This window comes from Pseudomonas sp. CFII64 (assembly GCF_000416235.1).
Taxonomy (GTDB): Bacteria; Pseudomonadota; Gammaproteobacteria; order Pseudomonadales; family Pseudomonadaceae; genus Aquipseudomonas.
In genome coordinates this window covers 135446-149920 of the sequence record NZ_ATLO01000051.1, presented here as the reverse complement: position 1 = coordinate 149920, position 14475 = coordinate 135446, and the positions used below count along the sequence as shown (strand labels likewise).

Annotated in this window: 10 protein-coding genes and 1 pseudogene; 6 read left to right on the top strand and 5 right to left on the bottom strand. The window is 57.5% G+C overall.

Annotation, left to right across the window (positions count from 1 at the left end; genetic code table 11):
• Nucleotides 1-4 precede the first annotated feature (4 nt).
• From CFII64_RS26270 to CFII64_RS26255, 4 genes are all read left to right on the top strand, one after another.
• Nucleotides 5-3193 carry an efflux RND transporter permease subunit gene (locus CFII64_RS26270; RefSeq protein ID WP_020293905.1) on the top strand — a complete coding sequence of 1063 codons (3189 nt, stop codon included), beginning with the start codon at nucleotides 5-7 and terminating at the stop codon, nucleotides 3191-3193.
• Nucleotides 3190-4584, top strand: coding sequence for an efflux transporter outer membrane subunit (locus tag CFII64_RS26265; RefSeq protein ID WP_020293904.1), 1395 nt, complete (start codon nucleotides 3190-3192; stop codon nucleotides 4582-4584). The genes CFII64_RS26270 and CFII64_RS26265 overlap by 4 nt, the downstream gene beginning before the upstream one ends.
• A 135-nt stretch (nucleotides 4585-4719) precedes the next feature.
• Nucleotides 4720-5820, top strand: coding sequence for a tetratricopeptide repeat protein (locus CFII64_RS26260; protein WP_044901703.1), 1101 nt, complete (start codon nucleotides 4720-4722; stop codon nucleotides 5818-5820).
• A 366-nt stretch (nucleotides 5821-6186) separates the two neighbouring features.
• Nucleotides 6187-6549, top strand: coding sequence for a histone-like nucleoid-structuring protein, MvaT/MvaU family (locus CFII64_RS26255; protein WP_044901731.1), 363 nt, complete (start codon nucleotides 6187-6189; stop codon nucleotides 6547-6549).
• A gap of 473 nt (nucleotides 6550-7022) precedes the next feature.
• Here CFII64_RS26255 and CFII64_RS26250 read toward each other — a convergent pair whose 3' ends face one another.
• Complete coding sequence (locus tag CFII64_RS26250; RefSeq protein ID WP_020293901.1) at nucleotides 7023-7574, bottom strand: DUF4946 domain-containing protein; 552 nt, start codon at nucleotides 7572-7574, stop codon at nucleotides 7023-7025.
• Between the two features lie 153 nt (nucleotides 7575-7727).
• On the opposite strand from CFII64_RS26250, the gene gloA reads away from it, so the two are divergent.
• A complete protein-coding gene (gloA, locus tag CFII64_RS26245) occupies nucleotides 7728-8249 on the top strand; it encodes a lactoylglutathione lyase (protein WP_020293900.1) in 522 nt (173 codons plus the stop codon).
• 63 nt (nucleotides 8250-8312) lie between these two features.
• Here gloA and ahpF read toward each other — a convergent pair whose 3' ends face one another.
• The 3 genes from ahpF to CFII64_RS26230 all read right to left on the bottom strand — a co-directional run bounded on the left by ahpF (nucleotide 8313) and on the right by CFII64_RS26230 (nucleotide 11618).
• Nucleotides 8313-9875: an alkyl hydroperoxide reductase subunit F gene (ahpF, locus tag CFII64_RS26240; protein ID WP_020293899.1), complete on the bottom strand. Its 1563-nt coding sequence runs from the start codon at nucleotides 9873-9875 to the stop codon at nucleotides 8313-8315.
• 125 nt (nucleotides 9876-10000) lie between these two features.
• A complete protein-coding gene (gene ahpC, locus CFII64_RS26235) occupies nucleotides 10001-10564 on the bottom strand; it encodes an alkyl hydroperoxide reductase subunit C (protein ID WP_020293898.1) in 564 nt (187 codons plus the stop codon).
• A 100-nt stretch (nucleotides 10565-10664) separates the two neighbouring features.
• Nucleotides 10665-11618 carry a site-specific integrase gene (locus CFII64_RS26230; RefSeq protein ID WP_020293897.1) on the bottom strand — a complete coding sequence of 318 codons (954 nt, stop codon included), beginning with the start codon at nucleotides 11616-11618 and terminating at the stop codon, nucleotides 10665-10667.
• Nucleotides 11619-11789: 171 nt separating this feature from the next.
• On the opposite strand from CFII64_RS26230, the gene CFII64_RS26225 reads away from it, so the two are divergent.
• Nucleotides 11790-12800 carry a DNA-binding protein gene (locus tag CFII64_RS26225; protein WP_020293896.1) on the top strand — a complete coding sequence of 337 codons (1011 nt, stop codon included), beginning with the start codon at nucleotides 11790-11792 and terminating at the stop codon, nucleotides 12798-12800.
• On the opposite strand, the pseudogene CFII64_RS26220 reads toward CFII64_RS26225, so the two are convergent.
• A pseudogene (locus tag CFII64_RS26220) lies at nucleotides 12791-14464 on the bottom strand (ATP-binding protein); the annotation flags it as partial. The gene CFII64_RS26225 and the pseudogene CFII64_RS26220 sit on opposite strands and share 10 nt — an antisense overlap.
• Nucleotides 14465-14475 lie beyond the last annotated feature (11 nt).

Here is a 14475-nt window from a genome sequence, read left to right as displayed (position 1 = left end):
ATAGATGAATTTCTCGCAATTTTTTATCTCGCGACCCATCTTCGCGGCAGTACTGTCGCTGATGATTCTGATCGCTGGCGCCATCTCGCTGTTCCAGTTGCCCATCAGCGAATACCCCGAAGTCGTGCCGCCCACTGTGGTGGTGCGCGCGAACTTCCCGGGTGCCAACCCGAAGGTCATCGGTGAAACCGTCGCGGCGCCGCTTGAGCAGGCCATTACCGGTGTCGAGAACATGTTGTACATGTCCTCGCAATCCACCGCTGACGGCAAGATCACGCTGACGATCACTTTCGCGCTGGGTACTGATCTGGATAACGCCCAGGTACAGGTGCAAAACCGTGTAACCCGCACCGAACCGAAACTTCCCGAGGAAGTGACGCGCATCGGTATCACGGTGGACAAGGCTTCGCCGGATCTGACGATGGTGGTCCACTTGACCTCGCCGGACAAACGCTACGACATGCTCTACCTGTCCAACTACGCCATTCTTAATATCAAGGATGAGTTGGCCCGCCTGGGCGGCGTAGGTGATGTGCAATTGTTCGGCATGGGCGATTACTCGCTGCGAGTCTGGCTGGATCCGAACAAGACCGCTTCGCGCAATATCACCGCCACCGACGTCGTCAACGCGATTCGCGAGCAAAACCGGCAGGTTGCCGCCGGCCAGTTGGGTGCGCCGCCCTCGCCTTCTGCGACCAGTTTCCAGATGTCGATCAATACCCAAGGGCGTCTGGTCAGCGAAGAGGAATTCGAAAACATCGTGATCCGCGCTGGCGCGGATGGCGAAATTACTCGGCTGCGTGATATTGCCCGGATCGAGCTGGGTTCCAATCAGTACGCCTTGCGTTCATTGCTGGATAACCAGCCCGCCGTGGCGATTCCGATTTTCCAGCGCCCTGGCTCCAACGCTATCGACATCTCCAACGGTGTTCGCGCCAAAATGGCCGAACTGAAGAAAGGCTTCCCGGAGGGCATGGATTACGCCATCGCCTATGACCCCACTGTCTTTGTTCGGGGCTCTATCGAAGCGGTGATTCATACACTGTTCGAGGCACTGATCCTGGTGGTTCTGGTGGTGATCCTGTTCCTGCAGACCTGGCGGGCGTCGATTATCCCCTTGGTAGCGGTACCGGTTTCCCTGATCGGCACCTTTGCTGTGATGCACTTGTTTGGCTTCTCCCTCAACGCGCTGTCGCTGTTCGGGCTGGTACTGGCCATCGGCATCGTGGTCGATGACGCGATCGTGGTGGTGGAAAACGTCGAGCGAAATATCGAACTGGGGCACAGTCCCGTCGAAGCGACCAAGCGCGCCATGCGTGAGGTCACCGGGCCGATCATTGCCACGGCCCTGGTGCTCTGCGCGGTGTTTGTGCCGGCAGCCTTTATCTCTGGATTGACCGGGCAGTTCTATAAACAGTTTGCGTTGACGATTGCGATTTCGACCGTTATTTCGGCTTTCAACTCGCTGACGCTGTCACCGGCATTGTCTGCAGTGCTGCTCAAGGCTCACGACGCTCCCAAGGATCGCTTTTCCAGGTTCCTCGACCGGATTTTTGGCGGCTGGCTGTTCAAGCCCTTCAACCGGGTGTTTGAGAAAGCCAGTAACAGCTATGTCGGTGTCGTTGGTCGCGTGATCCGCGGCAGTGGTATCGCGCTGATTCTCTACGCAGGTTTGATGGTGCTGACCTATTTCGGTTTTGCGACCACGCCAACCGGTTTCGTGCCGCCCCAGGACAAACAATATCTGGTGGCCTTCGCGCAACTTCCAGACGCTGCGAGCCTGGACCGCACTGAAGATGTCATCAAGCGCATGTCCGATATCGCCCTGAAGCAGGACGGCGTCGAGAGCGCGATTGCGTTCCCTGGCTTGTCCATCAACGGGTTCACCAACAGCCCGAACGCAGGCATCGTGTTTGTAACGCTCAAGCCGTTCGACCAGCGCAAGGACGCCAGCCAGTCGGCCGGCGCAATTGCAGGGGCGCTGAATGGCAAGTACGGCGCAATTCAAGATGCGTACATGGCGATCTTCCCGCCGCCACCGGTGCAAGGTCTGGGCACTATCGGCGGGTTCCGCCTGCAAATCGAAGACCGGGGCAACCTGGGCTACGACGAACTGTACAAAGAAACCATGAACGTAATCGCCAAAAGCCACAACGTTCCTGAGCTGGCCGCCTTGTTCACCAGCTACACCGTCAACGTGCCACAGGTCGATGCTGCGATCGATCGCGAAAAAGCCAAGACCCACGGCGTTGCCATCAGCGACATCTTCGACACCCTGCAGGTTTACATGGGTTCGCTGTATGCCAACGACTTCAACCGCTTCGGTCGGACCTATCAAGTCAACGTTCAGGCAGAACAACAGTTCCGCCAGGATGCGGATCAGATCGGTCAGCTAAAAGTGCGCAATAACCTGGGCGAAATGGTCCCGCTGGCAACCTTCATCAACGTGACCAATACAGCCGGCCCGGATCGGGTCATGCATTACAACGGTTTCATCACGGCGGAAATCAATGGTGCAGCAGCGCCAGGCTATAGCTCGGGCCAGGCTCAGGCAGCCATGGAAAAACTGCTCAAGGATGAATTGCCCAACGGCATGACGTACGAATGGACCGAGATTACCTATCAGCAAATCCTCTCCGGTAACACGGCGCTGTTGGTGTTCCCGCTCTGCGTATTGCTGGCATTCCTGGTGTTGGCGGCGCAGTACGAAAGCTGGAGCTTGCCGCTGGCGGTGATCCTGATCGTGCCAATGACCCTGTTGTCAGCCATTACCGGGGTGATTCTGACCGGCAGCGACAACAACATCTTTACCCAGATCGGATTGATCGTGCTGGTGGGACTTGCCTGTAAAAACGCGATTCTGATTGTCGAGTTTGCCAAGGACAAACAAAGCGAAGGCATGACGCCACTGGCTGCGGTACTGGAAGCCTGTCGGCTGCGGTTGCGCCCGATTCTGATGACCTCCTTCGCGTTCATCATGGGCGTTGTGCCTCTGGTGTTCTCCAGCGGTGCCGGTGCCGAAATGCGCCACGCCATGGGTGTAGCGGTGTTCTCGGGGATGTTGGGTGTGACCTTCTTCGGCTTGCTGCTGACGCCAGTGTTCTACGTGCTGATCCGCAACTTTGTTGAACGTAAAGAAACCCGCAAGGCTGAAAAGGCTGACAAGGCGCTGAAGCTGGAGACGCATCAATGAGCGTAAAACTGTTTCTACCCAGCCTGCTGGTTCTGGCGCTCGCCGCCTGCGCTGTCGGCCCTGACTACAAAACGCCCGACACGGCCCCGGCCAAAGTCGCGGCCGCCGCTCAGGGAAGCTTTGATCGCAGCCATCTGGATACCATCTGGTGGCAGCAATTCGATGACCCGACCCTGAACAAACTGGTGGCTCAGTCGATCAACGGCAACCGCGAACTGCGCGTTGCTTTCGCCCGGCTCAAGGCCGCCCGCGCGATCCGTGACGACGTCAGCAATGACGCTATGCCGGTCGTCACCAGCCGGGTCAGCAGTGACCAGGCCAAAGGGCAACAACCGGGCATTACCGAGCAGCGCGTGCACAGCGAACGGTATGACCTGGGCCTGGACATGGCCTGGGAGATCGACCTTTTCGGGCGCATTCAGCGTCAACTGGAAGCCAGCAACGCCGATCAGGACGTCGCCGAAGCCAATTTGTACGACCTGCAAGTGACTCTGACTGCCGAAGTGGTCGATGCTTATGGCCAATTGCGTGGCGCTCAACTGCGCGAACGCATTGCCCGGGACAACCTCAAGAATCAACAGGATTCCCGAGGCGTCACCGCGCAACTGCGTGATGCAGGCGTCGGCAACGAGCTGGACGTGGTGCGTGCCGATGCGCGGCTGGCGGCGGTGGAAGCTTCAGTTCCACAATTGCAGGCCGAGCAAGTCCGGCAGCGTAACCGGATTGCCACCTTGCTGGGTGAGCGGCCGGAAACCCTCAGCGTCGACTTGAGTCCGTCGAAGCTGCCCGCCATTTCCAAGCAGCTGGCTATCGGCGATCCGACTCAGGTGCTGCGTCACCGGCCCGACGTCTGGGCCGCTGAACGCCAACTGGCCTCCTCCACCGCCCGAATCGGCGTGGAAACTGCGGATCTGTTCCCACGGGTCAGCCTCAGCGGTTTCCTGGGCTTCACCGCCGGACGCGGCTCGCAGATCGGTTCTTCGGCCGCCAAGGCTTGGGCTTTAGGACCGAGCATTACCTGGGCAGCGTTCGACCTGGGAAGCGTGCGTGCGCGTATTCGCGGTGCCGATGCCGATGCCGAAGGCGCGCTGGCCAATTACGAGCAACAAGTGCTGCTGGCACTGGAAGAGTCGGAAAACGCCTTCAGCGACTACGACAAACGCCAGCAACGCTTGCTCTCGATCATTCGTCAGAGTGAGTCGAGTCGCGCGGCGGCGAATCTGGCCTCGATTCAGTACCGCGAAGGCACTGCCGACTTCCTGGTCCTGCTCGATGCCGAGCGCGAGCGCCTGTCTGCGGAAGATTCCCAGGCTCAAGCCGAAATCGACCTGTACCGTGGCATCGTCGCGATTTACAAGGCAATGGGCGGTGGTTGGCAACCTCGAGCCTGATCCAGCATCAGGCAGCTCAATAGCTGGATGTGAAAGCCCCGCGACTGACCGGTCGCGGGGCTTTTTTATGCCGCGCCGTTTGACAGTCGACGATCACTCCCCGAAGCTGCACCCCGACATGACTTGGATACCGGTATGCCCAAATCGCCTTTACCAGGTTCTTCCTCTCAGGTAACTGCTCGACGTCGCTGGTTGAATAGAGGCGTGCTCGCCCTTCTGCCGGTCCTGCTGATTCTCGGATTTCTCGCCTGGCGCGGCTCGCCGTCGAACAACGTCTCGACCCCGCTGGCCCATACCTATGCCGAAGCCCTTGAACAGGCACATAACGGCAAGCCCGGCGCCGCTCGCGTGCTCTATCAGCAACTGGCACGAACGGACCTGTCGGATATCCGGCGCGCCAGCCTGTTGGCCGAACTGGGCAACTACCCCAGCCCCAACGCCCTGAAGCTGCTGGGTGTCGACCTGCACAACGACTCGCCGCTGGTACGACAGGCGGCTATCACAGCGGCCACGACAATGGTTTCACCCAGCCAACGCAGCTTGTTGCTTGGACCTCTGCTGGATGATCCAGAGTCGGCGGTAAGATTCAGTGCAATCCGCGCCTTGCTCGGGCTTTCCCCTGATGATCTGGGGCTTTATTACGCAGCGCTGGAAAAAAGCGCCGAAGACTACGCCGTGACATTGAAAACCGAGCCACCCAGCGTCGCCAATCAACTGCAATTGGCCCGACTGTCCATGCATCAGGGCCAGCCGGTTCTAGCCCTGGCCAGCGTGCAGCAAGCGTTGACCCTTGAACCGGATAACCTGGATGCCGCGCTGGCGCAGATCGAGCTCATCGACAAACAAGGGCAAACCGACAAGGCGCGGCAACTGTTCCGACAAGTTCTGGAGCGGCATCCGCAGTCGGCGCGACTCCAGCATGCCCTGGGCATGTGGCTGCTGCAGCACGACCAGACCGAATTCGCGCTATTGGGGCTGGCCAAGGCTTTGGAACTGGAACCGGAAAACAACGACTACCGTTACGACCTGGCGGTTGCGCTTCATGATCTGGACCAATTGGAGGCCGCGCAAAAACAATTGATTGAAATCCTCAAGCGTCAGCCAGGAAACCGACGGGCTCGGGTGTTGCTGATTAATTACTGGAAAGAAAACGGCCAATTACAGATGGTCCAGGTGCTTTTGGCCGAGCTGGAGCAGCAGAATCCGGACGATCCAGTCTTGCAGCAGGGCTTATAAAAGCTGCGCAACGCAAGCCGGAACGATCACTCGACCTTTTCCTGGTGGACTCTAATATCAGAAATTACTTACGTCCCGCTTCACGCAATAACACAAGCTCCGGTAAAAATCGGCAATTCCTCATCAGAGGCACTTATACTTAATTATCTCCAGACTATTTTCTAACTGAAAAAAAACGTGCATGATTTACACGCAACCGATGCAACTACCCTCTCTTCGGGACGGGACTGACAGCCAGCTTTATGTTCATCAAAGCGCTGTGCACCTGATCCCAGGGTAATGCATCTCGCGAGCGAATCAGCCAACCGCTTTTTTTCAGATGCGCTGTTGGCGGGTTACAGCCACTACACTGTCGGAGTATGTTATTTGTCTAGACTTGCCGAGTTTCGAGCAGCAGAAAAAGCCCTTCAAGAACAGCTGGCACAGCTGGAATCCTTGAAGAACGATGCCGGACTGAAAAAGGAGATTGAATTCGAGCAGAAACTCCAGGGCTTGATGAGCAGCTATGACAAGGGCCTGCGTGACATCATCGCAATCCTCGACCCTAGAGGCTCCTCAGCCCAGGCCGCCCCTGCGGGGCCCAAGCGCCGCCGGGCACGGGTGATCAAGGTTTATCAAAACCCTCACACGGGCGAACTGATCGAGACCAAAGGTGGAAATCATCGCGGTCTGAAGTCCTGGAAAGAGCAATACGGTATTGATACCGTCGATTCATGGCTTCGCGCTTGAGCGAAACCATTGAATATAAAAAGCCCTGCTCTGCAGGGCTTTTTTATTGACGTCAATGAATAGCGTCGAATACATGTGCGGTATCGAGTCCGAAAAACAGCATTTGATAGCGTTCAAGTTCGTTCAATACCGTTTCATGGCGTTAGAACTATCGTATTAGTCCATGGGCATGTCCGACTCAATTTATCGACGAATGCCGAGCGCACATTTCGCTACGGAGGTTTTTAAATATCTGTTCGTTATGAGCGATAGCCTGATAGAAACCCAAGATATAAAGAAATGAAATTCGTCAGTTATTTCGTTCTAATCTGTCGGAAACTTCTGATTTTTTAGCATGATGCCTTCCGAATTTTGAACGAATGGTTCACGAATTTTTCACACCCGTTCACTCAGGATAGAGGCTGCTAAAGGATTAGCGCCCCAATGCCCGCTTCGGCGGGCTTCTTTTTGCCTGAATTTTGTCCCAGCCGCACTTACTGACTGCCATCTATACGCACGCTGTCGCGGATCCGGCGGGCTTCTTCCTTGGTCGCTGCATAACCTTCAGCGGATCCCGCGTAGGAAAGCGACCAGGCCATGTCCTTGGTGGCTGCGGCAACCAACGTTTGAGTCATCACATGCACCCCGTTCTGGGTAATCGTACAGGTCGTCTCCAGCGCGGGTATCTGGCTTAAGGTGTCCTGCCGGGCTCGGGTACAGACGCTTTGGAATCCACTGCGGGCAAACATCACCTGAATAGCCTTGCGCATTTCCAGCAAAACACCCTCCACGTTGACCTGATGCCCGGCTACCAGAGTCGATTGCGTCAACTCCATGACCATCATCGGGTTGCCCGCCTGATCGTTCTTGACCGCGCGTTGTCTGAATTGCGCAGCGGGCTTGCCAGTTGCGTCTGCTTCTGGAGGCATGGCTTCAATCTGCCACCCTTCAGGCCAGGTGATCATGGCATCGTTCGCCTGAACGAAGCCTGAAGCGAACAACAGGCAAAGGCCCGCCATTGATACGCGGTATAACCGGATAAACATGATGGCCATTTTCCACAAGGCATGAGTCGGAAAGTCTGACGCGCAATGCCGCCCTGAACAAGAGCGGCGACGGCTTGACCACCGGGAATTTGGCAATCTGGCGACACGCCCCGTATCATTTGACCCATTGCGAACATTCAATCGGAGCTATCCATGAGCCTGCAAGCACTCGACACCTTTCCCGGCGTGACAGCGAAGCCTGAAGCCGCGACCCAGCAATTCGTGTTTAACCACACCATGCTGCGTGTCAAAGACATCACTGCATCGCTGGATTTCTACACCCGTGTGCTGGGCTTCAGCCTGGTGGAAAAACGCGATTTCGCTGAAGCTGAATTCAGCCTGTACTTCCTGGCACTGGTGAACAAGGAGCAGATCCCGGACGACGATGCACAACGCAATCAGTGGATGAAGTCGATCCCCGGCATCCTGGAACTGACCCACAACCACGGCACTGAAAACGATCCGGCGTTCGCCTATCACAATGGCAATACCGATCCGCGTGGCTTCGGGCACATCTGCATCTCGGTGCCGGATGTTCACGCCGCTTGCGAGCGCTTCGAGACCTTGGGCGTGGACTTCCAGAAACGCCTGGCTGACGGCCGCATGAACAGCCTGGCCTTCATCAAAGACCCGGACGGGTATTGGGTTGAAATCATTCAGCCAACCCCGTTGTGATGAACTGACGCGACAAAAAAAGGCCTCATGATCGCTCATGAGGCCTTTTTTGTTGCCCGAGCGTCAGGCTGGGGCGGACGTGCGGATCAAGTGATCGAAGGCGCTGAGAGAGGCCTTGGCACCCTCGCCCAGAGCAATGATGATCTGTTTGTAAGGTGTGGTGGTCACGTCGCCGGCCGCGAAGATCCCGGGAATCGAGGTCTCACCGCGAGAATCGACCACAATTTCACCCCGTGGCGACAGTTCGATGGTGCCCTTGAGCCAATCAGTGTTTGGCAGCAAGCCGATCTGCACAAAGATGCCTTCCAGCGCTACCGCCACTTCTTCGCCATTCAGACGGTTCTTGTAGCGCAGGCCGTTGACCTTCAGCTCATCGCCGGTCACTTCCGACGTTTGTGCGTTGGTGATGACGGTTACGTTGGGCAAGCTGTGCAATTTGCGTTGCAGAACAGCGTCGGCACGCAGTTGCACGTCGAATTCCAGCAGTGTGACGTGGCTGACAATACCCGCCAGGTCGATTGCCGCTTCAACGCCGGAGTTACCGCCGCCGATCACCGCAACGCGCTTGCCTTTGAACAGCGGGCCGTCGCAGTGCGGGCAGTAGGCTACGCCCTTGTTCCGGTATTGCTGCTCGCCAGGGACATTCATTTCCCTCCAGCGTGCACCGGTCGCCAGAATCACGGTTTTGGTCTTGAGGCTGGCACCGCCAGCGAATTTCACTTCGTGCAGCGCCCCGCCCGTACCGGGAATCAACTGCTCGGCACGTTGCAGGTTCATGATGTCGACTTCGTACTGCTTGACGTGCTCTTCAAGGGCAACGGCCAGTTTCGGGCCTTCGGTGTGTTGTACCGAGATGAAGTTTTCAATGGCCATGGTGTCCAGCACCTGACCGCCGAAACGCTCTGCCGCTACACCAGTGCGAATGCCTTTGCGGGCGGCATACACTGCCGCCGCCGAGCCTGCCGGGCCGCCGCCGACCACCAGCACATCAAAGGCTTCCTTGGCGTTGAGTTTCGCCGCCTGACGATCACCGGCACCGGTGTCGATCTTGGAGAGAATTTCTTCCAGGCCCATGCGACCCTGGCCGAACAGCTCACCGTTCAGATAGATGCTCGGCACTGACATGACATGCCGCTCGGTCACTTCATCCTGAAACAGCGCGCCATCGATCGCGACGTGGTGCACGTTTGGATTGAGCACGGCCAGCAGGTTCAGCGCCTGAACGACGTCCGGGCAGTTCTGGCAAGACTGGGAAAAATAGGTTTCGAACCTGAACTCGCCCTGCAGCGAGCGAGCCTGTTCGATGGCTTCGGCGCTGGCCTTGGATGGATAACCGCCAACTTGCAGCAGCGCCAGCACCAACGAGGTGAATTCGTGGCCCATCGGGATGCCGGCGAAACGCAGGCTGATGTTTTTCCCGGGGCTGTTGAGCGAGAACGACGGAGTGCGCACGTCGGTGCCGCTGTCATTCAAGGTGATGTCTTTCGAAACGCTGATCACGTCGTTGAGCAATGCCAGCATTTCCTGGGATTTCGCGCCGTCATCAAGGGACGCGACGATCTCGATCGGTTGTGTGACCCGTTCCAGGTACGACTTCAACTGGGCTTTAAGATTGGCGTCCAACATGCGGGCGATTTCCATTTTTAAGAGGGTAGAAAAAACAACGCCCAGGCGATGGTCGCCCGGGCGTTTTTTAGGGGCGATGCGGTTTACTTGCTCAAGAGCTCAAAGCCCCCAGCCGATTCATCGACTTAGATCTTGCCAACCAGGTCCAGGGACGGAGCCAGAGTCGCTTCGCCTTCTTTCCATTTGGCTGGGCAAACTTCGCCTGGGTGAGCAGCAACGTATTGAGCGGCTTTGACTTTGCGCAGCAGCTCGGTAGCGTCACGACCAACACCGCCGTCGTTAAGCTCAACGATTTTGATCTGGCCTTCTGGGTTGATCACGAAGGTGCCACGGTCAGCAAGACCTGCTTCTTCGATCAGAACGTCGAAGTTACGCGACAGCAGGTGAGTCGGGTCGCCGATCAGTGGGTACTGGATCTTGCCAATGGCTGGCGAGGTGTTGTGCCATGCAGCGTGTGCGAAATGGGTGTCGGTGGACACGCCGTAGATTTCGACGCCCAGTTTCTTGAACTCGGCGTAGTTGTCAGCCAGGTCTTCCAGTTCGGTCGGGCATACAAAAGTGAAGTCGGCTGGGTAGAAGAACACGACAGACCACTTGCCTTTAAAGTCAGCTTCAGAAACGTCGACGAACGCGCCGTTCTGGAATGCAGTGGCTTTGAACGGTTTTACTTGGCTGTTGATGATAGGCATCGGTGAATCTCCTGATGGGTTTGAATTCGATGAAGTGGAGCTTACGCACAATCGTTGGCATGAGCTCATTGGCAAAGCTCATGCTCTTGATTGCTTTTCACTATAAGAGATCTTTATTAATAGACGAAATTTGCATGAGGTTTTCTTCCCGAATGGCGAATGGTGTGGCCTCGAGATAGCGCATGGCCGATTTCATGTCCTTCCAGCCGACATAGCTCATCAGCGACTTGAGGTCCCAGCCATTGTGGTGCGCCCAGGTTGCAAAACCGCGACGCAGGGAATGGCTGGTATACAGCCCGGCTGCCACCCCCGCCCGCTCCAGCGCCTGCCGCAACAAAGGAATGATGCTGTTGGCGTGCAACGGCTCTTCACTGAGGTTGCCCCAGCGATCAATCCCGCGAAACACCGCACCGCGCACCAGCGCCGAACAGTTGATCCATTCCATGTACGCCTGCACCGGGCAAAGACGCTGCAAGGCCGGGGTCTGGTAGCGTTTGCCCAGATTGTCTCGATCCCCTTTGCTGCGGGCCAGAAACAGGGTGATGCCCGAACCCGCTGTCGCCTGTACATCCTGAATCTGCACGCGGCACAGCTCATCGCTGCGAAAGCCGCGCCAGAACCCTAGCAGAATCAGTGCCATGTCTCGTCGACTGCGCAGCAGGCGCGGACGATCTCCGTCAGCGAGCGCCTGAATGGCTTCGTTCTCCAGCCACAAAGCCACCTGCTCCAGGTGCTGCAACTGCAATGGTTCGGCCTGCTTTTCCTGAGCCGGATGCAAGGCGCGAATGCCTTTCAACACTTTGCGTACCACGGGCGCCTTGGTTGGGTCGGCGAAGCCCTGGCTGCTATGCCACTGGGCCAGCGCCGAGAGCCGTACTTTAAGCGTGTTGACGGACAAAGAGCCGGCATAGGTGGCGAGATAGCGAGCCACGGCTTCGCTGGTGGCCGGCAAGAAACCACCCCACGTCACTTCAAAATGTTCGATGGCCGCCCGATAGCTGCGCCGCGTGTTGTCCCGCGTTGCGGCCTCGATATAGCGGTCGATGTCGCTCATTACTGGCTCCTTGCGTACCGATTTCGAGCGTCTGAGCGCCTGATCAGACGCTGACGCGGGATAATACGCCATTATCCCGTCCTGAAATTAAGAGAATTATCTAATTTTTTAGCGCTGATATAGTATGTAATTACAGGGTACATACCACAGTACGTAATCGTAGGAGACAATATGGCTCGCGGCGGTGTAAACAAGGCAACAGTGCAGACGGCGCGCCTGGCGCTTATCGCCCGAGGCGAGCATCCCAGCATCGATGCGGTACGCGTCGAGATGGGCAATACCGGTTCGAAAACCACTATTCACCGGTATCTCAAAGAGCTGGATGAAACCGATCTGCGCCGTGGCGCACCTCAGGAAACGATTGGTGAAGAGCTGACCGAGCTGGTCGCCCGCCTCGCTCAGCGCCTGCAGGAACAGGCGCAGGAGCGCATCGAACAAGCCCAATCGGCTTTTGATGCGCAGCATCGGCTGCTGCAAGATGAGCTGGATGCCACCAGAAAGGAGCTGCGAGATTCAGAACAGCGCTGCACTGAGCAGACCCGGATAATTGATCAGCAAACCGTGGCACTGCTCGACACTCGCGAGCAATTACAGACCCGGCAAACCGAGAATGCGCGGCTTCAACAAGCCAGTCAGGACACGGCGACGCGCCTTGAAGACAAGGATGGGCAAATCCGTTCGCTGGAAGAAAAACACCTGCACGCCCGGGACGCCCTTGAGCATTACCGCAACTCGGTGAAAGAACAGCGCGATCAGGAGCAGCGACGTCACGAAGGCCAGGTGCAGCAAGTCCAGATGGAGTTGCGTCAGGCCCAGCAAAGCGCGCTGGTTCGGCAGGAGGAAATTACCCAGCTCAATCGCGCCAACGAGCGGCTGCTCACTGAAAGCCGCAGTACGTCACGGGAACTGGATACACACAAGGATCAGCTCGCCAGAATGACCATCCAGGTCACTGGCGCGGGCGAGCAACTGCAACAAGCGCAGACCCAGCGGGCGCTGCTGGAAGAGCGACTGCGTGCCAGCCATGAGGAAGTCGATGAACTGAAACAACGCCTGACCGATCAGGAGCAACAAGGCCGAGTGCTGGAATTGATCCTGATTAAAACCGAGCTGGCACTGGACAATCTGCGCAAGGATCTGGCTTCAACTGACGAGCAAGTCCCACCGAACGATCAGCGGTGAACCGGGACGCGTCCTTCGATCATTTTCCGAACCCGCAGTGCAAGCTCATCGACACTGAATGGCTTGGCCAGCATATCCATTCCCGCGTCGAGGAAGTCACTGCGGTTCTCAGCGCTGGGCGCGTACCCGGTAATGAACAGCACTTGCAATGCAGGACGTTGCTGGCGAGCGATCTCGGCAAGCTGTCGGCCATTCATGCCTGGCAAGCCCACGTCGGTGATCAGCAGATCAATGCGCTCGGCGCCTTGCAGCATGGGCAAGGCCGCCTTGGCATCGCTGGCCTCACAGGTTGAATAACCCAGCTCGCGCAACACATCAATCACCAGCATCCTGACAGCTTCTTCATCTTCAACGACCAGCACGCGTTCGCCCTCGACGGCCCGGGGCGAATGGACCGCCCCCGGCGCTGCCACATCCCGCACAGTTTCCTGTACCTGGCATGGCAGATAGAGATCGATGCGGGTGCCCTGCCCCTCAACGCTGTCGATCAGCACATGGCCGCCGGCTTGTTTGATGAAGCCATAAACCATGGACAAGCCAAGGCCGGTACCCTGCCCGATGGGTTTGGTGGTGAAGAAGGGATCAAACGCGCGCTCAACAACGTCCGCAGACATCCCGCAGCCGGTGTCTTCGATGCTGAGTAGCACGTGTTCGCCGGGACTGACCACGCCCTGCGGCGCGCAGATGTCGACGTTACGACTGCGCACAATCAGTTGCCCGCCTTCGGGCATCGCATCCCTGGCGTTGATGACCAGATTCAGCAGTGCGTTTTCCAACTGATGCTCATCGGTGTGCGTATGCCGCAGGTCGCGGTCCAGGTCGATGCATAACTCGATGCTTTCCCCGGTGGTGCGGCGCAGCAACTCTTCCATGGACGTCACCATGTGGTTGACGTCGACGTTGCGATTATTCAGTGATTGGCGGCGGGCGAAGGCCAACAGCCGGTGCGTCAACGCAGCGGCGCGATTGGCGGAAGTCACCGCGACGTGGATATAGCGGTCGATCTCACCGACACGTCCAGCCGCCAGGCGGCGCTGGATCAAATCCAGCGCACCCAGCACACCGGTCAACATATTGTTGAAGTCATGGGCAATCCCGCCAGTCAGCTGGCCGATCGCATCCATTTTTTGCGCGTGACGCAGCGCTTCCTGGGCCTGCTCACGCTCGGCCATCTCTTTTTGCAGCAGCTGGTTGATGGTGGCGAGTTCACGAGTCCGCTCGGCGACCCGACATTCGAGACTTTCGTTGAGCTCGCGCAAGGCTTCTTCGGCATTCACCTGAGCCGTGATGTCGGTATTGGTCCCCAGCCAGTGGGTGATATGACCTTCCTCATCGCGCATGGGCAGCGCACGGGACAGAAACCAGCTGTAAGTGCCATCTTTGCCCAGCAGCGGAAATGTATCCTCCCAGATCGAACCGGTCGCAAAGCAATGCGCCGACCGGGTAGTGACGCGATCCACGTGATCAGGATGATGCACCGACCGCCAGCCCAGAGCCTGCATGGCTTCAAGGGATGAGCCGGTGTAGGCATACCAGCGCTCGTTGTACCAATAGACATTGCCCGCCGAATCAGCCGTCCAGGCCAGCTGACTCATGTTGTCGGCCAGCATACGGAATTGTCGTTCGCTTTCACGCAACGCATCTATCTTGCGCATAGGGTCTTCGTCTTGCTCAG